A 22,370-nucleotide genomic window follows, 5' to 3' on the forward strand; every position below is an offset into this window, starting at 1 on the left:
TTGTTACATAAATATCATTAAGCTATATGACAACGGACTACCGACTTTCTGCCAATAACCAATAAATGACCGCCACCGTCCGCCACACGGATCGATCGTATGAGCTCAGAGCATTGACGTTCTGGCTTTTGATTCCAAGGGGAGCGGTATGGGGAGCAACAAGCAGCACCTGCTGTACACGGCGATTTTGTCGGCTAACTTGCTGACCGCTGTGGGATTCAGTCCAGTGGCAGCCGCTGAAACGGCCACTGCCGATGTACCCAAACTCGACACAGTCATCGTGACCGGCACCCGCGCCCAAGAGCGCACGGCCAGTGCTTCGCTGTCGCCCATCGATGTGATTTCCGGCGACACCTTGCGCAGCACCGGCTCTGATGAATTGGGCGCGGTGTTGGCCCGTCTGATTCCGTCCATCAACTTTCCACGCCCCAGCCTGGTAGACGGCGCCGAATTGGTACGCCCGGCGCAACTGCGCGGCCTGTCACCGGACCAGGTGTTGGTGCTGGTCAACGGCAAGCGCCGCCACACCAGTGCCTTCGTCAACCTCGGCGGCGCAGTGGGCCGCGGCTCGGCACCGGCGGATCTGAATGCGATCCCGCTGTCGGCGGTTGACCATATTGAAGTGCTGCGTGACGGCGCATCGGCCCGTTACGGCTCCGATGCGATTGCCGGGGTGATCAACGTGATCCTCAAGCATGACGACCACGGTGGCTCGATCACCAGCAAGTTCGGTGAGTACAAGAAGGGTGACGGTATCCAGCGCAATCTCAGCGGCAACACCGGTGTGGCGCTGGGCGATAACGGCTTTATCAATATCTCGGCCGAAGGTGCCGACAACGATTACACAAACCGCGCCGGCAAGGATCTGCGTCCGGGCAGCGTCGGTTCGACGACCTATGGCCAGCGAGTATTCCGCCAGGGCGAGCCGGCTACCGACCAGGGCAAGCTGTTTCTCAACTCGGAATACTCCTTCAACGAAGCCGCCGAATTCTACGCGTTTGGCGGCTACAGCAAGACCCGCGGCGAGACGGCGGCGTTCTACCGGGCCAGCAACGCGAGCAACAATATTCCTGCGCTCAACCCCAACGGCTACTTGCCACTGATTCGCGGCGACGTGGAAGACACGTCCCTGGCGGTCGGTCTGCGCGGCCTGTTGGCCTATGACTGGCACTACGATGTGTCGGTCAACTATGGCAAGAACCAATACCAGATCGGTACCGAAACCATCAACACCTCACTGGGCCTGGCGACGCCGCGCAAGTTCGACAACGGCACTTTGGTCAATGATCAGAAGCAACTCAGCCTGGACCTGTCGCGGGAGTTCAGCCTGGGCTGGTTGCCGTACCCGGTGTCGGTAGCGTTTGGTGGCGAATACCTGGACCAGGGTTACCAGATCAAGGCGGGTGACCCGGCGTCCTACTACCAGACCGGCAGTTCGGGCCTGGGCGGCTTCCGGGATTCCGACGCCGGCACCAGCACGCGCCATAACTGGGCGCAGTACCTGGACCTGGAAACCAACTTCACCGAAAAACTCAGCGCCTCGGCTGCCGTGCGTCATGAGGACTACAGTGATTTTGGCTCCAACGTCAGCGGTTCGCTCTCGGCCCGCTACGACTTCACCCCGCAAGTGGCCTTGCGCGGCAGTGTATCCAACGGTTTCCGCGCGCCGTCCCTGGCGCAGCAAAACTTCGCCTACACCTCGTCGCAGCTGATCGGCAACACCATCCAGGAAGCCGGTACGTTCCCGGCCAACAGCCAGGTGGCGCGCCTGCTCGGTGCTGACGACCTGAAAGCCGAGAAGTCCCGCAACTACAGCCTCGGCCTGGTGCTGGAGCCTACCGACAACCTGACTGTGACCGCCGACGTCTACCGTATCGACATCAGCGACCGCATCAGCCTGTCCTCCAATCTGGACCTGAGCAAGAACCCGGCTGCGCTCGCGTATCTGCAGGCCAATGGCGTCGGCAACATCAACTACACCACGGTGCGCTACTTCACCAACGCCACCGACACCACCACCAATGGCGTCGACCTGGTGGCCAACTATCGCTACCAACTGGACAACGGTGTGCGCTGGAACAGCACCGTGGGCTACAACTACAACCACACCAAGGTCACCGACGTAAAAGCCAACCCGGCTGTACTGGATAGCCTGGGTGCGAGCCTGGTCCGGGTGGATCGTCGCGAACGCATCGGACTGTTGGGCGACACCACGCCCCAGCACAAGTTGAGCCTGGGTAACGACCTGAGCTTCGGCAATTGGGCGCTGCACAGTAATTTGGTGCGCTATGGTTCATTTACCAGCTACCAGGCCGACCCGGCCAACGACCAGAGCTTCAAGGCCGCTTGGCTGTTGGACCTGTCAGCCGACTACAAGCTGAAAAACTGGACCTTCACCGTTGGCGGCGACAACGTCACCGACAAATACCCGGAAAAACTCAATGCCTACGCCAGCAGTGGTGGCAATTTGGCCTATAGCACTTTTTCGCCGTACGGTTACAGCGGCGCGTTCTATTACGGTAAAGTTGCTTACAACTGGTAACAGCTTCTCGTAACAACAAAGGAGACCTAAGCGATTTGCCATGACCGCCATTGAATCTGATCTTTTGCAATTGGCTTACCCTCCGCGGCTCGATCTGGGGCCGCAACTCACTCACGAACAGTTGATGAGCTCGATGCAAGCCACCATGGCTTTGCATAAGGGTGGGCCGGTCTGGCTATTCGCCTATGGTTCGCTGATCTGGCGGCCTGAATGTTCGTCCACACAACGCATGCGGGCGCGGGTCCACGGTTATCACCGGGGTTTGTACCTCTGGTCCCATGAGCACCGGGGCACGCCGGAAACACCGGGGTTGGTGTTTGGCCTGGATCGTGGTGGCTCGTGCAGTGGGTTTGCCTACCGCTTGCCGGAAGATCAGCTGGAGGCTTCGCTTTATGCCTTGTGGCAGCGCGAGATGCCTTACCCGTCCTACCGGCCACACTGGCTCACCTGCCGTCTTGAAGATGGCAGCCAGGTGCAGGCATTGGGATTTGTTTTGGAACGGCACCTGCCCAGCTATGCCGGGAATTTGCCCGATATCGTGCTGAATCACGTGTTGCAAAGCGCTTGCGGGCGTTACGGTACCACTCGCGATTATGTCGAGCAGACCGTCAACGCCCTGCGTAGCCACGCCATGCCAGACAAGAATCTGGAGGCGCGGCTCAAGCGGTGTTCCAAAGGCTGTTCCGACGATTAACGTGCGGTACTGACGCTATTGGTGTGCCACAAGGTGGGGATCAGGAATGCAATCGCCAGCAGGCACGCGCCGATCAGCAGCACAAAACCGCCGTCCCAACCGAAATGGTCAACGGTGTAGCCCATGGCCGCACTCGCTGCCACCGAACCACCCAGGTAACCGAACAGGCCCGTAAAGCCCGCCGCAGTACCGGCGGCTTTCTTCGGTGCCAGCTCCAGCGCCTGCAGGCCGATCAGCATCACCGGGCCGTAGATCAGGAAGCCGATGGAGAACAGCGCGATCATGTCGACCATCGGGTTGCCCGGCGGGTTGAGCCAGTAGACCAGGGTCGCGACGGTCACCAAGGCCATGAACACAATGCCCGTCAGGCCTCGGTTGCCACGGAAGATCTTGTCCGACATCCAGCCGCACAGCAGCGTGCCCGGAATGCCCGCCCACTCGTAGAAGAAGTACGCCCACGAGGTTTTATCCACGTCGAAGTGCTTGGCTTCCTTGAGGTACGTCGGTGCCCAGTCCAGTACGCCGTAGCGCAGCAGGTAGACGAAGACGTTGGCGAAGGCGATGTACCAGAGCATTTTGTTGCGCAGCACATACTTGACGAAGATTTCCTTGGCGCTGAATTCGTCTTCGTGGCTGGCGTCGTAGCCTTCCGGGTAGTCATTCTTGTACTCCTCGATAGGCGGCAGGCCCACCGATTGCGGAGTGTCGCGCATGGTAATGAAGGCAAATGCCGCCACCAGCAGGGCCACGGTGGCCGGGACGTAGAACGCCGCGTGCCAGTCGTTGAACCACGCCATGCCCAGCAGGAACAGCGGGCCGATCAAGCCACCACCGACGTTATGCGCCACGTTCCATACGGAAACCACGCCGCCGCGTTCCTTCTGCGACCACCAGTGCACCATGGTCCGCCCACTTGGCGGCCAGCCCATGCCTTGGGCCCAGCCGTTGATGAACAGCAAAATGAACATCATGGTCACGCTGGACGTTGCCCAAGGCGCGAAACCGAAAATGAACATCACCCCGGCGGACACCAGCAGGCCGAAAGGCAGGAAGTAGCGCGGGTTGGAGCGGTCGGACACCAGGCCCATGAGGAACTTGGACAGGCCGTAGGCAATCGCAATCGCCGACATCGCCAGGCCCAACTGGCCACGGGTGTAACCCTCGTCGATCAGGTACGGCATGGCGAGAGAGAAGTTCTTGCGCAGCAAGTAGTACCCGGCGTAGCCGAAGAAAATACCGGCGAAGATCTGCCAGCGCAGGCGTCGATACGTGCTGTCTATTTTTTCTTCAGGCAGGGGCGCCTGATGTGCGGCAGGACGGAAGAAAGCAAACATTCAAGAGCTCCAGATTTCTTGTTTTGACTGCGGATGCGAATGTTACAGTTTCGTTACCGAAAATAGCACCGCCTCTTATCTGCGGGCATAGGAATAGAGTGCAATTGCATGTTCTTTTACGAACATGTCGCTTAGAGGCAAGTGAAGGACGTTTTCAGGAGGGAATGCCAAGAACCTGTGGCGAGGGAGCTTGCTCCCGCTGGACTGCGCAGCAGGCCCATCTTTGGGGGCCGCTTCGCGACCCAGCGGGAGCAAGCTCCCTCGCCACAGACAGTGATTCGGTTCAGATGCCGTTGGCGGCTGCGATATCACCTGGAAGCAGGTGTTCCTGGACTTTCTGGCTGCGTGACTCCACCAGTTGGCCCTGTTCGTCGAAGCGCAACACGATCAGCCAGTCATACACATTTTCCGGCCATTTCTTCATGCCGGTGAGTGCCGGGCCGTCGCCGCCAAAGGCTTCGATCAACTTGTCGATATGCCCGTGGTGCCACGCGATCAGCACGGTTTGGGCCTGGTTGGACTTGCGCAGCGACTTCACCAGCTTGCCGACTTGATCGTCTGAGTAGGGTGTTTCAAGTGGGAGTTGCAGGCGCTGGGCCAGCGGCGTCAGGGTCAGGCGAGGGCGGGAGCTTTCCTTGCTGTCGCTGGTAGCGATCAGCCGCTGGGGCACCACAGAGACTCCATTCAACAACAGTGGGTCGAAATAACTGGCATAGGCTGCCGCCCTTTGTTCGCCCTTGGGGCTTAGCAACGGGCCTTCATCGGGTTTTTCTGCATGACGCACGATCAGCACGGTCACGTTGTTTAGCCTACGCACATCCTTGTCCTCTTTATGGGCAAAGGCTTGAGCCGAGATCACCATCAACAACCCCAGCAGCAGCGCGCGCAACCGTGTGACCATTATTTTTCCTGCCAATGAATGAGTGCCTCGGCCGATCATGGGCCCAGGCACCTCGCCGACAAAATGAAACAATCGTCAGCGTAGCTGCACCACGACCTTACCGACGGCCTTGCGCTGGCCGAGGTCATTGATTGCCTGCGCCGCTTGCTCCAGCGGGTACACCTGAGACACCAGCGGCTTCAGCTTGCCTTCGGCAAACCAGTTGAACAGTTGCTGGAAGTTGGCGGCATTGTCCTGAGGCTGGCGCTGGGCAAACGACCCCCAGAACACCCCGACCACCGACGCGCCCTTGAGCAGCGCCAGGTTTACCGGCAACTCAGGAATGCGCCCGCTGGCAAAGCCCACCACCAGCAGCCGGCCATTCCAGGCGATGCCGCGAATAGCTTGGTCAAACAAGTCGCCGCCCACCGGGTCGTAGATCACATCCACACCGTTGCCGCCGGTAAGGCGTTTGATTTCGTCCTTGAGGCTGGCTTCGCTGTAATTGATCAGCTCATCGGCACCGGCCGCCTTGGCCACCGCCAGCTTGTCGGCACTGCTGGCCGCGGCGATCACCCGGGCGCCCATGGCCTTGCCGATTTCCACCGCAGCCAGGCCGACACCGCCGGAAGCACCGAGCACCAGCAGGGTTTCCCCAGGCTGCAGGTTGGCCCGCTGCTTCAGTGCGTGCATCGACGTGCCGTAGGTCATGCTGAACGCGGCGGCGGTGTTGAAGTCCATGCTCGGCGGGATTGGCAGCACGTTATAGCCTGGTACCGCGACCTGCTCGGCGAAGCTGCCCCAGCCGGTCAACGCCATCACCCGGTCACCGACTTTCAGGTGGCTGACGTTTTCCCCGACTTGGCTGACCACGCCCGCCGCTTCACCGCCTGGCGAAAACGGGAAGGGCGGCTTGAACTGGTATTTCCCCTCGATGATCAGGGTGTCCGGGAAATTGACCCCGGCGGCATGCACATCCAACAGGATTTCGTTCTTCTTGATCGCCGGGCTTTCGACGTCTTCCAGCACCAGGGTTTCGGCGGGGCCGAAGGCTTTGCACAGCACAGCTTTCATCGGACTATTCCTTTTGGCGTGTTGGCCGATAAGTGTAGGTGGGCAGGGCGACGGGTCAACGAGCATGCCCCGGCCTGATAAGTCGCCATAAGCTTGTGCTCAGGGCTGCTAGCGTTATGCTACTGGGCAACCGAATTGAGGAATGAATTGTGAAAGCGTGGATCCTGTTGATGCTGGCCCTGACACTGCCGATGGCCGCCCAGGCCGAAGAAGCCAAAGAAGGCGACGCGCCGAAGGTCAGCTATATCAGCCTGAGCCCGCCGTTCGTCGGTAACTACGGCCTGGACGGCACTGCGAAGCTGCGGGTGTTCAAGGCGGATATCGCCCTGCGGGTGACCGGCCCCGAGGCGGCGGCCGCCGTCAAAGCCAACGATGCGTTGATTCGCAACCAGTTGGTGGCGCTGTTTACCCAGCAAACCAACGACGCCATGAGCAGCGTCGACGGCAAGGAAAAGCTGCGCCAGGAAGCCCTGAAGCAGACTCAGCAAGTAATGAACGACGAGACCGGCAAGCCGCAGGTTGAGGATTTGTTGTTCAACAACCTGATCATCCAGTAAGCCGGTCGCTTCGCGCCCTTCGCGAGCAAGCCCGCTCCCACACTTGACCGAGTTCTAAAATGAGAATGCGGTTGAATGTGGGAGCGGGCTTGCTCGCGAAGAGGCCCTGACAGACACCTCAGGAAGCCAGGCTCTTCCTGAACCGCGCCAACGCCACCGCAAAGAACAACAACCCAATCCCCGCCAGTGCCAGCAAGTCCGGCCACACCACAGTCACGCCTGCATCCCTGAACAATATCGCCGCACTCAGGCTCACAAAATGCGTCGACGGCGAGCCCTGCATCACCCATTGCAACCATTGCGGCATGCTGTCCAGTGGCGTGCTGCCGCCGGATAACAACAGCATCGGAATAATCACCGGGATCGCCAGCAGTCCGAACTGCGGCGTCGAGCGGGCGAGGGTGGCGAGGAAGATGCCGAGGGCAGTACTGGCAAACAGGTACAGCGCTGTCACCAGCAAAAACAACGTCAGCGACCCGGCCAGCGGCACGCCGAGCAAGCCTTTCACCACCACTTCCAGCGACAGCCAGGTGCACAGCACTACCACCAGCATGTTGCTCCAGATTTTCGCCAGCATGATTTCCAGTGCCGTCAGCGGCAGCACCAGCAGATGGTCGAGGGTGCCGTGTTCACGTTCACGCAGCAGCGCGGTGCCGGTCAGCACGATGGCGAGAATGGTGATGTTGTTGACGATCTGAATCACCGCCAGAAACCAGCCGCCTTCCAGGTTGGTGTTGAACAACGCCCGGGTGGTCAGCAGCGCCGGCGCTTTTTGGGCCGCATCGGCCTGGCCGCCATAGGTCAGCAGTTCCCGCTGGAAAATCCGCCCGATATACCCGGCGCCCATGAACGCCTGGCTCATGGCCGTGGCATCGACGTTGACCTGCACGCCCGGCTGGCGCCCGGCCAACAGGTCGGCCTGGAAATTCGCCGGCACGTTGATCACGAAGGTGTACTGGCCGCTGTCCATCACCTTGTCCAGCTGGTCATACGGCAACGGCACCGCCGCCTGGAATTCCGGTGGTTGCAGTGCTTCGGCCAGTTGTCGGGACAGCGCGCTGTGGTCTTCATCCACAAAGGCCACGCTGGCGTTGTGCACGCCGATCACCGAACCGGCGGCGGGCATGTAGATGGCGACGGTGAAGGCGTAGAACAGGAACAGCAGCAACACGCTGTCGTGGCGCAGGCTGGTCAGTTCCTTGATGCCGAGGCGCAGGATATGGGCGAACTTGTGCATCTCAGGCCTCCTGCTTCTTGAGCATGATCAGGCTAAGCCCGGTGAACCCCAGGAAGAACCCGAACAGCGCCAGGCACTGCGGCCACAACTGGCGCAGGTCGAGGGCTTTGGTAAAAGTGCCCACCGCAATGTCGAGGAAGTAGCCCGCCGGGAACAGCATGCCCATCAACGCGGCGGCACCTTCCAGGGACGAGCGCGGCACGATCAGCCCGGAGAACTGAATGGTCGGCAGGCTGGTGATGATCATGGTGCCGAGAATCGCCGCGATCTGGGTGCGGGTGAACGCGGAAATCAGCAGGCCCATGCTGGTGGTGGCCAGCACATACAGCAGGCCGCCGAAGGCCAGGGTCACGCCGCTGCCCTTGAAGGGCACGCCGAATAGCCAGCGGTTCATTGCCACCAGCAGCCCGAGGTTGATCAGGCTCACCGCCAGGTACGGTGCCTGTTTGCCCAGCAGGAACTCCAAGCGAGTCAGCGGTGTGGCGTAGAAGTTGGTGATCGAGCCCAGTTCCTTTTCGCGCACGATCCCCAGGGCCGTGAGCATCGCCGGGATGAAGGCGAGGATCAGCGCCATCACGCCCGGGCCGATGGCGTTCACGCTGACCACGTCCTGGTTGTAGCGAAAGCGGGTTTCCAGTTTGGCGGTGGCTTGCTGATTCAGTGGCGTGCTGTTTAGTTCGGCCAGTTGCTGGAGATTGGCCTGATGCACCGCTTCTACATAATTGCGGCTGGTTTCCGCACGGAATGGCATGCCGCCATCGAGCCAGGCGGCCACGGCGGGTTGGCGGCCGGCGTAGAGGTCACGGCCGAAACCCGGCGGGATCTCCAGAGCGAGTTTGATTTCCGAGCGTTGCAGGCGTTTGTGCAGTTCGTTGGAGTCAGTGATCGGCGGTTGCTCGGCGAAATAGCGCGAACTGCGGAATGCTTCCAAGTAAGCACGGCTTTGCGGCGTTTGATCCTGGTCGTAGACAGCGAAGGCGAGCTTTTCCACGTCCAGGGAAATGCCGTAGCCGAAGATCACCATCATGAAAATCGCACCCAGCAGGGCGAAGGCCATGCGCACTTTGTCCCGCAGCAGTTCCTTGCCTTCGCGGCTGGCGACGGCCAATAGGCGGGCGATGCTGAACCCGCGTTTGCTGACGGGCGGCGCCATGGGTTCGCTGACGGTTTCGGTGGGTGCGGTAGTTGCTTCGGGCGCACCTTGGGCCTGTTCCAGGCAGGTGACGAACGCTGCTTCCAGGGTCTCGCCGTGGAATTGCTGTTGCAGCGCATCTGGTGTGTCGCAGGCCAGTACCTTACCCGCGTGCATCAGCGAGATCCGATCGCAGCGCTGGGCCTCGTTCATGAAGTGCGTGGACAGGAAGATCGTCACGCCCTGCTCCCGGGACAGCTCAATCAACAACCGCCAGAAATCATCCCGCGCGGCTGGGTCGACGCCCGAGGTCGGCTCATCGAGGATCAGCACTTCCGGGCGGTGCAGCACCGCCACCGCCAGGGACAAACGCTGACGCAAACCCAATGGCAGCTCGCCGGAAGGCTGCTCGGCAACGTCGCCCAGGTCAAAACGCTCGATCAACTCATCAATGCGCTGGCCGCTTTCAGCCTTCGGCAGGTCGAACAACTGCGCATGCAGCACCAGGTTCTGGCGCACGCTGAGTTCGCCGTACAGCGAGAAGCTTTGCGACATGAAACCCACGCGCTTGCGGGTCGCCAGGTCCTTGGCGTTTACCGGGTTGCCCAGCAGGGTCGCGGTGCCCTCGGTGGCGGGCATCAGCCCGGTGAGGACTTTCATGGTGGTGGTTTTGCCGCAGCCGTTGGAACCGAGGAAACCGAAGATCTCGCCTCGGCCAATGCCGAAGCTGACCTTGTCGACCGCCGTGAAGTCGCCGAAGCGCAGGGTCAGGTCGTGGGCTTCGATGGCGATGTCGGTGTTGTCGCTTTGCCGTGGCGGAATCACCAGCGGCCGGTTGTTGTGGGCGCTGTCACCCTGGAAATGGGTGAAGGCTTCGTCCAGTTTGCCGCTGGGTGTCGCGGCGGCGAGTTCGCTGCTCAAGCCGTCGGCGATCAGCTTGCCGCGGTCGAGCATCAGGCAGTGTTCGAACTGCTCGGCTTCTTCCATGTAGGCAGTGGCTACCAGCAATGTCAGCTGCGGGCGTTCGCTGCGTACGGTTTCCACCAGCTCCCAGAAGCGCCGACGGGACAGCGGGTCGACGCCGGTGGTGGGCTCGTCGAGGATCAGCAGGTCCGGGTCGTGGATCAGCGCGCAGCACAGGGCGAGTTTCTGTTTCATGCCGCCGGAGAGTTTGCCGGCGGGGCGCTCGGCGAAGCGCGCAAGGTCGGTGGCCAGCAGCAGGTTATGCATGCGCTGTTCGCAGTCGGCTTTCGTCAGGCCGAACAGCGTGGCGAAGAACCGGATGTTCTCGCTGATAGACAGCTCGGGGTACAGGTTGCCGCCCAGGCCCTGGGGCATGAAGGCGATGCGCGGGTACAGGCTGTTGCGATGGCGGCGGTCTTCGATGGAGCCGCCGAGTACTTGCAGTTCGCCTTGTTGAAGCTTTTTGACCCCGGCAATCAGGCCCAGCAGGCTCGACTTGCCGGCGCCGTCCGGGCCGATCAGCCCGCAGCGTGTGCCGGCGGGCAAGCTGAAGGCGATGTCGATCAGCGCCTGTTGCTTGCCGTAGCGATGGTTGATGCCCGTGGCGTGCAGCGCCAGGCCGCTCATTGCAGGTTGGCCGGCCAGTCCAGTTCAGCGGTGCGCACATAGCCGGCGCCGGGCATGCCCGGTTTGGCTTGGGGCACGGCGCTCGGTTGGGTCAGGCGCAGTTTGACCCGGAACACCAGCTTCTGGCGTTCGTCGCGGGTTTCCACTTCCTTGGGGGTGAACTGCGACTTGGCCGCGACAAAACTGATTTTCGCCGGCAGCGGTTGCTTCGGCAGGGCGTCGAGGACGATCCGCGCGTCGCTGCCCACGGTCAAAGCGCCTGTGACTGAAGCGGGCAGATACAGGTTCATGTATTGGTCGTTGGGGTCGATTAGCAGCAACACGCGACCACCGGCACCGAGCACTTCGCCGGGTTCGGCCAGGCGCAGCTGGATGATGCCGTCGATGGGCGCCCGCAGGCTGCTGTCTTCGATTTCGCTGGTGAGCTGCGCGACCTGGGCCTGGGCGGCGCCGATGGCGGCCTTCACCGAATTGACCTGGGCCTGCGCGGCGACCACGGCGGCGTTGCCGGTGTTTTGCCGCGCCTGCTGCTGGTCGATCAACTGGCCGCTGGCGAAGCCCCGTTTGTACAGCTCCTGGGTGCGCTTGAGTTCCTGGCTGGCCAGCAGTTGTTCGCTCTGGCGCAGTTGCACATTGGCTTGGGCGGCGGCGAAATTCTCTTTGGCGCGCAGCACTTCGGCTTCAGCCTGGGCGCGCTGGGCTTCCAGAGTGCGGGTGTCCATGCGCGCCAACAGTTGGCCCTTGAGCACCTTGTCGCCTTCGTCCACCCGCACTTCGGCGAGGCGCCCGGGGATTTTGGCGGCGATCTGCACTTCGGTCGATTCCAGCCGGCCATTGCCCATGCTCAAGCCTTCGGGCAGGCGGTCCTGGGTGGATTGCCAATAGCCAAAGCCGCCGGCGGCCAGCAGCAAGACAATCAATGGAATGGCGAAAAGATGGGAGGTGCGGTGGTTCGTCGACATGGGTGCATCCTGCGGCGTTAGCGTCCTAGTTTGACCGATCCTGCCCGAAGGCCCTTGATGCGGGTCAAATGAACTGTAGGAACGAGGGGGGCGCCTAGCCCTTGCTCGCGAAAAACGTCAACGATAACGCGACCTGTCTGGATAGTCGCGGTGCCTTGGAGTTTTTCGCGAGCAAGCTCGCTCCTACAGTTAAAGCAGGCCGAGTACGGCGGCCCATTGCTCAGGGGTGACCGGCATCACCGAAAGGCGGCTGCCTTTTTGCACCAGGGGCAGTTCGGTGAGGGCGGTTTGCTGTTTCAGATAGCCCAGCCCCAGAACCTTGGGGAAGGTCTCGACGTGGGCGACGTTGATCGCGCTCCACGGGTTTTTCTCAGGGCTGGCTTTGGCGTCGAAATAATGGCTGTCAGGCTCCAGCGCGGTCGGGTCCGGGTAGGCCGCCTCGACGATTTTGCCGATGCCGGCAATCCCCGGTTCCGGGCAGCTGGAGTGATAAAAGAAGAACTGGTCACCCACCGCCATTGCCCGCAGGAAGTTACGCGCCTGATAGTTGCGCACCCCGTCCCAACGGGCTTCGCCGAGCTTTTCCAGGCCCTTGATGGACAGTTCATCGGGCTCGGATTTCATCAGCCAATAGGCCATGTTTTCGCTCCTCAAAAGACGATTGGGAAAGTTGTCCGGCAATTTTATGACAAACCGACGGTCGGTTGGCGTCAAGGTTTGCGTGTTGGTCCACGTTAACGCAGAATGCCGGGGTTTTGAGCTTGGCGCAGCTGGCACGGACTACTAATGGAACGTTGCTGTCATCGTGTGCAAGATGCCTGAAGGGGGGCAATCGATGAAACGCAAACCGGATTTACTATGGATATTGGTTATTTTGTTCGGTCTGGGCGTCGTGACCACCGGCTATGCGCAGAGCTTGTGGTCGAACAAGACTGACGCACCGATTGAACTCGCACAGCAACAACCGCAACCGTTCAAACGCTGACCTGTCTTTAAGGCGCTGCTGGTTCCAGTAGCGTCTCTGCTATATACCAATCCTTATCGGTGACTGTGCCCTCAAGCGGTACATCCCAGCTCGCCTGCGCCAATCGTTCGACCTTCTGGCATTCATGGGCCAGGCCCAACAGTGTCGGCTTGCGCCAGGATTTCCGGCGGGCCATGTAGGCCAGGCTGCGGTCATAGAAACCGCCGCCCATGCCCAGCCGTCCGCCCACATCATCGAATCCCACCAGTGGCAACAGCACCAGGTCCAGCGCCCAGACCTTGCGTTGCCGGCTGACATTCACCTGTGGCTCAAGGATGCGAAAACGGTTGGGGCTCAGCTTCTCGCCGGGCCGTACCCGCTGAAACACCATCTTGGTTCGCGGCCATGCGCTGAGCACCGGCAGGTAAGTCGCTTTGCCCCGGCGTTGCGCGGCGCGCAGCAGCAGGCGCGGATCGATTTCACCGTCCGTCGGTAGATACAAGGAGATGTGTTTGGCTCGGCGAAACAGCGGGTGCTGTGCCAGTTGCCGATACAGGCCCAGGGCGGCCTGGCGTTGCTCGCTGGGCGTCAGGGCGCGGCGGGCTGTGCGCAGCATGCGTCGAAGTTGCGGGCGGGAAAGCGGCGCAGGTTCGGTCATGGTTTTCGGCTCATAAAACAATGCCAGTCCTAAGACTGGCATTGGATTTGGGAATCAGGCTCCCCGACAGAACCGCTGTCGACTAAGCCCTTGAACCCGAAAGTTCAAGGTGGAAGAAGCAGTAGGCTTTAAGGCTTTCCGTCTAGCGGACATGCACACCAGCCCAACGTGCAACTTCCAGGGTAGTGCGAATCGGCTCCGGGACATCGCCGACTGGCAAGCACGCCAGGGAGTGGGGCGAGTATACCCGAAACCGACGCCGCAATCAGCCCTTGGGTGGCTCTGGATCGGTAGAAAGTACCAGATCAACCCGCTCCAGCAGGTCGCGCACTTGCTCGCGCGTCGAGCCGCTGGCCTGCACGTCAGGCCGTTCCTGCTTATGCAGCAAATCGTGGGTAATGTTCAGTGCGGCCATCACCGCGATGCGATCGGCGCCGATGACTTTGCCGCTGCTGCGGATTTCACGCATCTTGCCGTCCAGGTAGCGGGCAGCGCTCACCAGGTTGCTGCGTTCTTCCTGTGGGCAGATGATCGAATATTCTTTGTCGAGAATCTGCACGGTGACGCTATTGCTTGAACTCATGAGTCTTGCTCCAGGGCCTTCAGGCGCGAAATCATCGATTCGACCTTACGCCGGGCGATTTCGTTTTTTTCAATGAGGTGAGCGCGTTCCTCGCGCCAGGTCTTTTCCTGAGCTAATAGGAGTCCGTTTTGGCTCTTAAGTTGCTCGACCCGGTTAATTAGCAGCTCGAGTCTGGCCATCAGCGCTTGCAGGTCGGTGTCTTCCATTGGGTTCCACTGGATTTGTCTGATGAATGGCAACTGCTGGATAAACGATCTGACGCCCTCGATAGTCTTGGTACGTCTGCCGATGCTAGGATACAGCGCTTCATTCTAGACATTGCGCCGCCTGGCGCCTAGCTCACCATGCCCATTCAGAATTCCCCGTACGATGCTTTTTCCAAACTGCTGAGCTCCAGCGGTCATCCTTGCTCGCCTGCCGAGCTGCACGGCGTGCTGCTGGGCCGCAGTTGCACCGGTGTCGGCTTTGATGCCGACAACTGGCTGGCCGACGTCGCCGAGCTGCTGGAAACCGAGCCCACCGAAAACGTGCGCAACGCCCTCATCGGCTTGCAAGAGATGGTCAAAGGCGAACTGACCGGTGATGACGTCACCGTCGTGTTGCTGCTGCCGACCGATGACGCGCCGCTCACCGAGCGCGCCGCCGCGCTGGGCCAATGGTGCCAAGGCTTCCTCCACGGTTTTGGCGTGAACGCCGGCGGCCTGGACCTGAGCACCGATGCCCAGGAAGTGCTGCAAGACCTGGCCGCCATCTCCCAGGTGCAAGACGCCCTGGAAGAATCCGAAGACGGTGAAAGCGACTACATGGAAGTCATGGAATACCTGCGCGTCGCGCCGCTGCTGCTGTTCACCGAGACCCGTAAATCGGCTGAGCCCGCTGCACCCAAGCCGTCGCTGCACTAAGAAAGGAAGCCCATCTGCCCATGATCCATATCCCCAAAGCGGAATACACCCGGCGCCGCAAGGCGCTCATGGCGCAGATGGAACCCAACAGCATCGCCATCCTGCCGGCGGCTGCGGTGGCCATCCGCAACCGTGACGTCGAGCACGTCTACCGTCAGGACAGCGACTTCCAGTACCTGAGCGGCTTCCCCGAACCGGAAGCGGTGATCGTGCTGATGCCCGGCCGCCAGCACGGCGAGTACGTGCTGTTCTGCCGTGAACGCAATGCCGAGCGGGAATTGTGGGACGGCCTGCGAGCGGGCACCGAAGGCGCGATCCGCGAATTCGGTGCTGATGACGCTTTCCCGATTACCGATATCGACGACATCCTGCCCGGCCTGATCGAAGGCCGTGACCGGGTGTATTCGGCGATGGGCAGCAATGCCGAATTCGACCGGCACCTGATGGAGTGGATCAACGTGATCCGCTCTAAAGCGCACCTCGGCGCCCAGCCGCCGAATGAATTTGTTGCCCTGGATCATCTGCTTCACGACATGCGCCTGTATAAATCGGCGGCAGAAGTGAAGGTGATGCGCGAGGCCGCGCGGATTTCCTGCGCGGCCCATGTGCGGGCCATGCAGGCCAGCCGCGCCGGGTTGTATGAGTTCAGCCTCGAGGCGGAGCTCGACTACGAGTTTCGCAAGGGCGGGGCGAAGATGCCGGCCTATGGCTCCATCGTCGCCTCGGGGCGCAACAGCTGCATCCTGCATTACCAGCAGAATGACGCGGTGCTCAAGGATGGCGACCTGGTGCTGATTGACGCCGGTTGCGAGATCGACTGCTACGCCAGCGACATCACCCGCACCTGGCCGGTGAGCGGCAAGTTTTCGGCTGAGCAAAAGGCGATTTACGAAATCGTGCTGGCTTCCCAGGAAGCTGCCTTTGCCGAAATCGCCCCGAACAAGCATTGGAACCAGGCCCATGAGGCGACGGTGCAAGTGATCACCGCCGGGCTGGTGAAGCTGGGATTGTTGCAGGGTGACGTCGACGAGCTGATCGCCAGCGAAGCCTATAAAGCCTTCTACATGCACCGCGCTGGCCACTGGCTGGGGATGGATGTGCACGATGTGGGCGAGTACAAGGTAGGCGGCGAGTGGCGGGTGCTGGAAGTCGGCATGGCGCTGACCGTGGAGCCGGGGATCTACATTTCCCCGGACAACCAGAACGTGGCGAAGAAATGGCGTGGCATTGGCGTACGCATCGAGGACGACGTGGTGGTGACCAAGCAAGGCTGTGAAATTCTGACCGGTGGCGTGCCCAAGTCCGTCGGCGAGATCGAAGCGCTGATGGCGGGTGCCCGATGAGTCGGGTCAACCTAGCGATTATCGGCGGCGGCCTGGTGGGCGCCAGCCTCGCGTTGGCGTTGCAGGCCGGGGCCAAGGCCCGTGGCTGGAAGATCGTGCTGATCGAGTCGTTTGCGCCTGGCGACAGTTACCAGCCGAGTTATGACGCGCGTTCTTCAGCGCTGTCCTTTGGCGCTCGGCAGATTTATCAACGGTTGGGTGTCTGGCAGGAAATCTCCCGTCGCGCCGAGCCGATCAAGCAGATTCATGTGTCGGACCGTGGCCGTTTCTCCACTGCGCGCCTGTCGGCCATGGAAGAAGGCGTGCCCGCCCTCGGCTACGTGGTGGAAAACGTCTGGCTCGGCCAATGCCTGTGGCAAGGCCTGGACAAGGAAGTCGTCAGCTGGCGTTGCCCGGCGGAAGTCACCCGCATGGAGCCGCTTGCCGATGGCTACCGCCTGACCCTCAATGACGAAACCGTGCTGGAGTGCGACCTCGCGGTGCTGGCCGATGGCGGCCGCTCCGGCTTGCGCGAGCAACTGGGCATCGGCGTCAAAAAGCGGCCGTATAACCAGAGTGCGCTGATCGCCAACATCACCCCAAGCGAGGCCCACAACGGCGAGGCGTTCGAGCGGTTCACCGACGAAGGGCCGATGGCCTTGCTGCCGCTACCGGACAACCGTTGCGCGCTGGTCTGGACCCGCATCGGCATGGACGCCCAGCGCCTGGCCGAGCTGGACGATCGCAGCTTCCTCAGTGAATTGCAGGGTGTGTTCGGCTACCGCCTGGGCACCCTCAAGCAAGTCGGTGCGCGCCACTTGTACCCGTTGGCCCTCGTGGAGGCGGAAGAACAAGTGCGCTCCCATCTGGCAGTGCTCGGCAATGCCGCCCACAGCCTGCACCCGATTGCCGGTCAGGGCTTCAACCTGTCCCTGCGGGATGCCTACGCGTTGGCCGAGGCGCTGCTGGCCGGGCCTGAGATCCCGGGCGACCTGGCGACCTTACAGGCATATCGCGAGCGCCAGCGCATGGACCAGAAACTCACTGTCGGTTTTTCCGACCAAGTCACCCGCCTGTTTGGCAGTGCGCAACCGTTGGTAGCGCTGGGCCGCAACATGGGGTTGCTGGGTCTGGACCTGCTGCCGCCGGCCAAGCGCTGGTTTGCGCGTCAGGCCATGGGCCTGGGTACCCGTCCCGATGCGTGAGTGGCTGACCCAACGCTTGGGCAAGGCGCGGCTGTTGCGCTGGATCATGACCCTGTACCCGCCGTACCTCGGGGCCGGAGTTCGGGTATTGCACATCGGCAGCGATTTTCGCGAGGTCAAGGTGCGCATGGGCCTGGGCTGGTACAACCGCAATTACGTCGGCACGCAGTTTGGCGGCAGCCTGTATTCGATGGTCGACCCGTTCTACATGCTGATGCTGATGGAGAACCTGGGGCGCGACTACATTGTCTGGGACAAGGCTGCGGCCATCGATTTCATCTCCCCGGGCAAAGGCCCTGTGTTTGCCGAATTTTCCATCGACCAGGCGTTGCTGGACGAGATTCGCCAGCACACCGCCGGCGGCGAGAAGTACCTGCCGCAGCTCAAGGTGCAGATTCATGACGGCTCCGGCACCCTGGTGGCGCGGGTCGACAAAACCCTTTACGTGCGGCGCAAGCCGCAAGCGAGACAGGCTTAAAGCATGGACATGCGCGCAGATGTGCTGATTGTCGGGGCCGGAATGGTCGGAAGCGCCCTGGCGCTGGCGTTGCAGGGCAGTGGCCTGCAGGTGCTGCTGCTGGACGGCAGCCCGCTGAGCGTCAAACCGTTCGACCCGGACGCCGCGTTCGAGCCGCGGGTGAGCGCCCTGTCGGCCGCCAGCCAACGCATCCTCGAACGCCTCGGCGTGTGGGACGGCATTGTCGAGCGACGTGCCAGCCCTTATGGCGAGATGCAGGTGTGGGACGGCAGCGGCACCGGGCAGATTCACTTCTCGGCAGCCAGTGTGCATGCCGAGGTGCTTGGGCATATCGTCGAAAACCGTGTGGTTCAGGACGCCTTGCTCGATCGCCTGCACGACTGCGACCTCGGGTTGCTGGCCAACGCGCGCCTGGAACAGATGCGCCGCTCCGGCGATGACTGGCTGCTGACCCTGGCTGATGGCCGCACCTTGCGCGCGCCGCTGGTGGTCGCGGCGGACGGCGCCAACTCGGCCGTGCGCCGTCTGACCGGCACCGCCACCCGTGAGTGGGATTATTTGCACAACGCCATCGTCACCAGTGTGCGCAGCAGTCAGTCGCATCAGCGCACGGCATGGCAACGTTTTACCGACAACGGCCCGCTGGCGTTTTTGCCGCTGGTGCGCGATGGGCAGGAAGACTGGTGTTCGATCGTCTGGTCGACCACCCCGAGTGAGTCCGAGCGCTTGATGGCGCTGGACGATGAAAGCTTCTGCCGTGAGCTGGAACTCGCCTTCGAAGGACGCCTGGGCACCGTGGTAAGCGCCGATCCACGGGTGTGCGTGCCGTTGCGCCAGCGCCATGCCAAGCGTTACGTCGCCGAGGGCCTGGCATTGATTGGCGATGCGGCCCACGTCATTCATCCGTTGGCGGGGCAGGGCGTGAACCTGGGCTTCCTCGATGCGGCGGTGCTGGCCGAGGTGTTGTTGGCCGCCAACGAGCGCGGTGAGCGCCTGGCGGATGCGAAGGTGCTCAGCCGTTACGAGCGCCGGCGCATGCCGCACAACCTGGCACTGATGGCGGCGATGGAAGGCTTCGAGCGGTTGTTCCAGGCTGATCAACTGCCGCTGCGCTGGCTGCGTAATGCCGGGCTGAAGGTGGTTGAGCAGATGCCGGAGGCCAAAGCGTTGTTTGTGCGTCAGGCCTTGGGCTTGTCCGGCGATTTGCCGGAGCTGGCCAAGGCCTGAGGGGGCTGCGCAACATTTGGTAACGGCTCCGTCGAGCGTTACCAAATGTGAGTCCTTATCATTTGCCCTCTTTTCGCAAATGAGAGACCGCACCCATGTTGGCACCCAAGCGCCTCCTGACTGCCCTGGCACTCACCCTGATCGGCAGCACCACCGTGCAGGCGGCCGATGAGGTCGTGGTCTACTCCTCGCGCATCGACGAATTGATCAAGCCGGTGTTCGACGCCTACACCAAAAAGACCGGCGTGCAGGTGAAGTTCATCACCGACAAGGAAGCGCCGCTGATGCAGCGCATCAAGGCCGAAGGTGAAAACGCCACCGCCGACCTGCTGCTCACCGTCGATGCCGGCAACCTCTGGCAGGCCGAGCAGATGGGCATCCTGCAACCGTTCACCTCTGCGGTGATCGACAAGAATATCCCCCTTCAATACCGCTCTTCGGCCCATGCCTGGACCGGCTTGAGCCTGCGCGCGCGGACCATCGCCTACTCGACGGATCGCGTGAAGCCGGGCGACCTGACCACCTACGAGGCGCTGGCCGACAAGCAATGGGAAGGCCGCCTGTGCCTGCGCACTGCGAAGAAGGTCTACAACCAGTCGCTGACCGCCACCCTGATCGAAACCCACGGCGCGGCCAAGACCGAAGAAATCGTCAAGGGTTGGGTCAACAACCTGTCCACCGACGTGTTCTCCGATGACATCGCCGTGCTCGAGGCGATCAATGCCGGGCAGTGCGACGTCGGTATCGTCAACACCTATTACTACGGCCGCCTGCACAAGCAGAAGCCGGACCTGGCGGTGAAACTGTTCTGGCCCAACCAGGGCGACCGTGGGGTGCACGTCAACCTGTCGGGCATCGGCTTGACCAAGCATGCACCGCACCCGGAAGCGGCCAAGGCGCTGGTTGAATGGATGACTACACCGGAAGCGCAGAAGATTTTTGCGGATGTGAACCAGGAATTCCCGGCCAACCCGGCCGTGCCGCCGTCGGCTGAAGTCGCGACCTGGGGCAAGTTTGTGGCCGATACGTTGCCGGTGGAAGTGGCGGGCAAGCGTCAGGCCGAGGCGATTCGCTTGATGGATCGGGCTGGCTGGAACTAGATACAATTTGTAAGGCACCGCCGATCTAAATGTGGGAGCGGGCTTGTGTGGGAGCGGGCTTGCTCGCGAAGACGGTGTATCAGTCACCTGTGCGTTGACTGACACGCCGCTTTCGCGAGCAAGCCCGCTCCCACACAAGCCGCTCCCACATTGGTTAGCGGTGGCTTCAAGCTATTCATTCTCTGAGAATTAACCTTTGGCCCATCCCGCCCAACGCCGCTGGTACCTGCCGGTCTTCACCGTCGCCGCCCTGGTGCTGCTGCCGCTGAGCGTGCTGTTGCTGTCGTGGCAGAGCATCGATCACCAGATCTGGTCCCACCTGTGGGAAACCCAGATGCCACGCCTGCTGGGCAACACCTTGACCCTGGTGCTGGGCGTCGGTGTGGGCGTTACGCTGCTGGGTGTCAGCCTGGCCTGGCTGACCAGCCTCTGCGAATTCCCCGGCCGGCGCTGGCTGGACTGGGCGTTGATGCTGCCTTTCGCGATTCCTGCCTATGTGCTCGCCTTCGTCTTCGTTGGCTTGCTGGACTTCTCCGGTCCGGTGCAAACCCTGCTGCGCGAATGGTTCGGCACGGGGTTGCGCCTGCCTCGCGTACGGTCCACCAGCGGCGTGATCATCGTGCTAATGCTGGTGTTCTATCCCTACGTCTACCTGTTGGCGCGCACCGCGTTTCTCGCCCAGGGCAAAGGCCTGATGGAAGCGGCGCGGGTATTGGGGCAGTCACCGTGGCAAGCGTTCTGGCGTGTGGCCCTGCCCATGGCGCGCCCGGCCATCGGTGCGGGTGTGGCCTTGGCGCTGATGGAGACGTTGGCAGATTTTGGCGCCGTCTCGGTGTTCAACTTCGACACCTTTACCACCGCCATCTACAAGACCTGGTACGGCTTTTTCAGCCTCTCCAGTGCTGCGCAACTGGCCAGCCTGTTGCTGCTGGTGGTGATGCTGGTGCTGTACGGCGAGCGCCGTGCCCGGGGTGCCAGCCGACCCAGCAACGAGCGACCTCGCGGCAAGGCGCTGTACCACCTGCGCGGGTTCAAGGCGGCGTTGGCCAGCGGTTGGTGCGGCTTGGTATTCGCCTGCGCGTTCGTGATTCCGATGCTGCAACTGGTGGCTTGGTTCTGGCAGCGGGGTCGCTTCGATCTGGACGAGCGCTACGCCGGCTTGATCGTCCATACCCTCTACCTCGGTGGTATGGCGGCCCTGATCACCGTCAGCGTGGCCCTGGTGCTGGCGTTCGCCCATCGTTTGGCGCCCACTCGGGCCATCCGCTCCGGCATCAGCCTGGCCAACGTGGGTTACGCGCTGCCGGGCTCGGTGCTGGCGGTGTCGATCATGTTGGCGTTCAGCTACCTGGATCGTGAGTTGGTGATCCCGGTATCAGGCTGGCTGGGGGGCGCCGGCAAACCGCTGTTACTGGGCAGTTTGTCGGCCTTGCTGCTGGCGTATCTGGTGCGCTTCATTGCGGTGGCCTACGGGCCGCTGGAAAACAGCCTGGCGCGAATCCGCCCGTCCTTGCCGGAAGCCGCCCGCAGCCTGGGCGTCAGCGGGCCGCGACTGTTTTGCAAAGTGTATCTGCCGCTTTTGCTGCCGGGCACCCTGAGCGCGGCGTTGCTGGTGTTTGTCGATGTGCTCAAGGAAATGCCCGCCACCCTGCTGATGCGCCCGTTCGGCTGGGACACACTGGCGGTCCGGATTTTCGAGATGACCAGTGAAGGGGAGTGGGCGCGGGCTTCGCTGCCGGCCTTGACCCTGGTGTTGGTGGGCCTGTTACCGGTCATCGGGTTGATCCGACGTTCGGCGAGACGAATCGGTTAGGTGCCAGTCCTACGGCATGAGGCTACAATGCGCGGCATTCGGTGCGGTCGATCTTTCAGGTCGGGTTGCTGAACGCGGCTACAGGCCTTGTATTTCAAGGCGTGCGGCCCGAACGG

At 61.8% G+C, this 22,370-nt stretch carries 21 protein-coding genes and 1 other RNA gene; 11 read left to right on the forward strand and 11 right to left on the reverse strand.

Features of this window, described 5'->3' with window-relative positions; genetic code table 11:
* Positions 1–148 precede the first annotated feature (148 nt).
* Positions 149–2,542: a TonB-dependent siderophore receptor gene (locus HBJ59_RS15420; protein WP_167664039.1), complete on the forward strand. Its 2,394-nt coding sequence runs from the start codon at positions 149–151 to the stop codon at positions 2,540–2,542.
* 40 nt (positions 2,543–2,582) lie between these two features.
* Positions 2,583–3,236 (forward strand): gamma-glutamylcyclotransferase, encoded by a 654-nt coding sequence (locus HBJ59_RS15425; protein WP_076013086.1) that lies wholly within the window; start codon positions 2,583–2,585, stop codon positions 3,234–3,236.
* Here the strand turns inward: HBJ59_RS15425 and glpT are convergent.
* The 3 genes from glpT to HBJ59_RS15440 all read right to left on the reverse strand — a co-directional run bounded on the left by glpT (position 3,233) and on the right by HBJ59_RS15440 (position 6,524).
* Positions 3,233–4,570 carry a glycerol-3-phosphate transporter gene (glpT, locus tag HBJ59_RS15430; RefSeq protein ID WP_048729316.1) on the reverse strand — a complete coding sequence of 446 codons (1,338 nt, stop codon included), beginning with the start codon at positions 4,568–4,570 and terminating at the stop codon, positions 3,233–3,235. The genes HBJ59_RS15425 and glpT overlap by 4 nt on opposite strands.
* 283 nt (positions 4,571–4,853) lie before the next feature.
* The gene (locus HBJ59_RS15435; RefSeq protein WP_167664040.1) at positions 4,854–5,471 is read right to left on the reverse strand and encodes a flagellar basal body-associated protein FliL; all 618 of its coding nucleotides are present in this window, start codon (positions 5,469–5,471) and stop codon (positions 4,854–4,856) included.
* 75 nt (positions 5,472–5,546) lie between these two features.
* Complete coding sequence (locus tag HBJ59_RS15440; protein ID WP_076013084.1) at positions 5,547–6,524, reverse strand: NADPH:quinone oxidoreductase family protein; 978 nt, start codon at positions 6,522–6,524, stop codon at positions 5,547–5,549.
* A gap of 149 nt (positions 6,525–6,673) precedes the next feature.
* Between HBJ59_RS15440 and HBJ59_RS15445 the strand changes: the two genes are divergently transcribed.
* On the forward strand, positions 6,674–7,081 hold the full coding sequence (locus tag HBJ59_RS15445) for a flagellar basal body-associated protein FliL (RefSeq protein ID WP_167664041.1): 408 nt from the start codon (positions 6,674–6,676) through the stop codon (positions 7,079–7,081).
* Positions 7,082–7,199: 118 nt separating this feature from the next.
* Here HBJ59_RS15445 and HBJ59_RS15450 read toward each other — a convergent pair whose 3' ends face one another.
* The 4 genes from HBJ59_RS15450 to HBJ59_RS15465 all read right to left on the reverse strand — a co-directional run bounded on the left by HBJ59_RS15450 (position 7,200) and on the right by HBJ59_RS15465 (position 12,641).
* Positions 7,200–8,318 carry an ABC transporter permease gene (locus HBJ59_RS15450; RefSeq protein WP_076013082.1) on the reverse strand — a complete coding sequence of 373 codons (1,119 nt, stop codon included), beginning with the start codon at positions 8,316–8,318 and terminating at the stop codon, positions 7,200–7,202.
* Position 8,319: 1 nt separating this feature from the next.
* Positions 8,320–11,040 carry a ribosome-associated ATPase/putative transporter RbbA gene (gene rbbA / locus HBJ59_RS15455; RefSeq protein ID WP_167664042.1) on the reverse strand — a complete coding sequence of 907 codons (2,721 nt, stop codon included), beginning with the start codon at positions 11,038–11,040 and terminating at the stop codon, positions 8,320–8,322.
* The gene (locus tag HBJ59_RS15460; protein WP_076013080.1) at positions 11,037–12,002 is read right to left on the reverse strand and encodes an HlyD family secretion protein; all 966 of its coding nucleotides are present in this window, start codon (positions 12,000–12,002) and stop codon (positions 11,037–11,039) included. The genes rbbA and HBJ59_RS15460 overlap by 4 nt, the downstream gene beginning before the upstream one ends.
* A gap of 189 nt (positions 12,003–12,191) precedes the next feature.
* Positions 12,192–12,641 carry an EVE domain-containing protein gene (locus HBJ59_RS15465; RefSeq protein ID WP_167664043.1) on the reverse strand — a complete coding sequence of 150 codons (450 nt, stop codon included), beginning with the start codon at positions 12,639–12,641 and terminating at the stop codon, positions 12,192–12,194.
* 196 nt (positions 12,642–12,837) lie between these two features.
* Between HBJ59_RS15465 and HBJ59_RS15470 the strand changes: the two genes are divergently transcribed.
* Positions 12,838–12,987 (forward strand): hypothetical protein, encoded by a 150-nt coding sequence (locus HBJ59_RS15470; protein WP_003213959.1) that lies wholly within the window; start codon positions 12,838–12,840, stop codon positions 12,985–12,987.
* Positions 12,988–12,994: 7 nt separating this feature from the next.
* On the opposite strand, the gene HBJ59_RS15475 is transcribed toward HBJ59_RS15470, so the two are convergent.
* The 4 genes from HBJ59_RS15475 to HBJ59_RS15490 form a co-directional block, all read right to left on the reverse strand.
* Positions 12,995–13,624, reverse strand: a complete 630-nt coding sequence (locus tag HBJ59_RS15475) for a 5-formyltetrahydrofolate cyclo-ligase (RefSeq protein ID WP_076013078.1) — start codon at positions 13,622–13,624, stop codon at positions 12,995–12,997.
* A 56-nt stretch (positions 13,625–13,680) separates the two neighbouring features.
* A non-coding RNA gene (ssrS, locus tag HBJ59_RS15480) (6S RNA) lies at positions 13,681–13,859 on the reverse strand.
* Positions 13,860–13,889: 30 nt separating this feature from the next.
* A complete protein-coding gene (locus tag HBJ59_RS15485) occupies positions 13,890–14,207 on the reverse strand; it encodes a cell division protein ZapA (RefSeq protein WP_003213956.1) in 318 nt (105 codons plus the stop codon).
* Complete coding sequence (locus HBJ59_RS15490; RefSeq protein WP_003213954.1) at positions 14,204–14,413, reverse strand: TIGR02449 family protein; 210 nt, start codon at positions 14,411–14,413, stop codon at positions 14,204–14,206. Before HBJ59_RS15490 ends, HBJ59_RS15485 begins: the two co-directional genes overlap by 4 nt.
* A gap of 138 nt (positions 14,414–14,551) precedes the next feature.
* Here HBJ59_RS15490 and HBJ59_RS15495 point away from each other — a divergent pair, with 138 nt between their 5' ends.
* The 7 genes from HBJ59_RS15495 (at position 14,552) to HBJ59_RS15525 (ending at position 22,254) form a co-directional block, all read left to right on the forward strand.
* Positions 14,552–15,109, forward strand: coding sequence for a YecA family protein (locus HBJ59_RS15495; protein WP_003213952.1), 558 nt, complete (start codon positions 14,552–14,554; stop codon positions 15,107–15,109).
* A 20-nt stretch (positions 15,110–15,129) separates the two neighbouring features.
* Positions 15,130–16,452, forward strand: coding sequence for a Xaa-Pro aminopeptidase (gene pepP, locus HBJ59_RS15500; protein ID WP_167664044.1), 1,323 nt, complete (start codon positions 15,130–15,132; stop codon positions 16,450–16,452).
* On the forward strand, positions 16,449–17,636 hold the full coding sequence (ubiH, locus tag HBJ59_RS15505) for a 2-octaprenyl-6-methoxyphenyl hydroxylase (protein ID WP_167664045.1): 1,188 nt from the start codon (positions 16,449–16,451) through the stop codon (positions 17,634–17,636). Before pepP ends, ubiH begins: the two co-directional genes overlap by 4 nt.
* A complete protein-coding gene (locus tag HBJ59_RS15510; RefSeq protein WP_167664046.1) occupies positions 17,629–18,114 on the forward strand; it encodes a DUF4442 domain-containing protein in 486 nt (161 codons plus the stop codon). Before ubiH ends, HBJ59_RS15510 begins: the two co-directional genes overlap by 8 nt.
* Before the next feature lie 9 nt (positions 18,115–18,123).
* Complete coding sequence (locus HBJ59_RS15515; protein ID WP_167664199.1) at positions 18,124–19,341, forward strand: 2-octaprenyl-3-methyl-6-methoxy-1,4-benzoquinol hydroxylase; 1,218 nt, start codon at positions 18,124–18,126, stop codon at positions 19,339–19,341.
* A gap of 95 nt (positions 19,342–19,436) precedes the next feature.
* The gene (locus HBJ59_RS15520) at positions 19,437–20,441 is read left to right on the forward strand and encodes an extracellular solute-binding protein (RefSeq protein WP_008438892.1); all 1,005 of its coding nucleotides are present in this window, start codon (positions 19,437–19,439) and stop codon (positions 20,439–20,441) included.
* A gap of 196 nt (positions 20,442–20,637) precedes the next feature.
* Entirely contained in the window at positions 20,638–22,254 is a 1,617-nt protein-coding gene (locus HBJ59_RS15525) for an iron ABC transporter permease (protein WP_167664047.1), read from the forward strand.
* Positions 22,255–22,370 lie beyond the last annotated feature (116 nt).

Source organism: Pseudomonas sp. AN3A02, from assembly GCF_011765255.1.
Taxonomy (GTDB): Bacteria; Pseudomonadota; Gammaproteobacteria; order Pseudomonadales; family Pseudomonadaceae; genus Aquipseudomonas.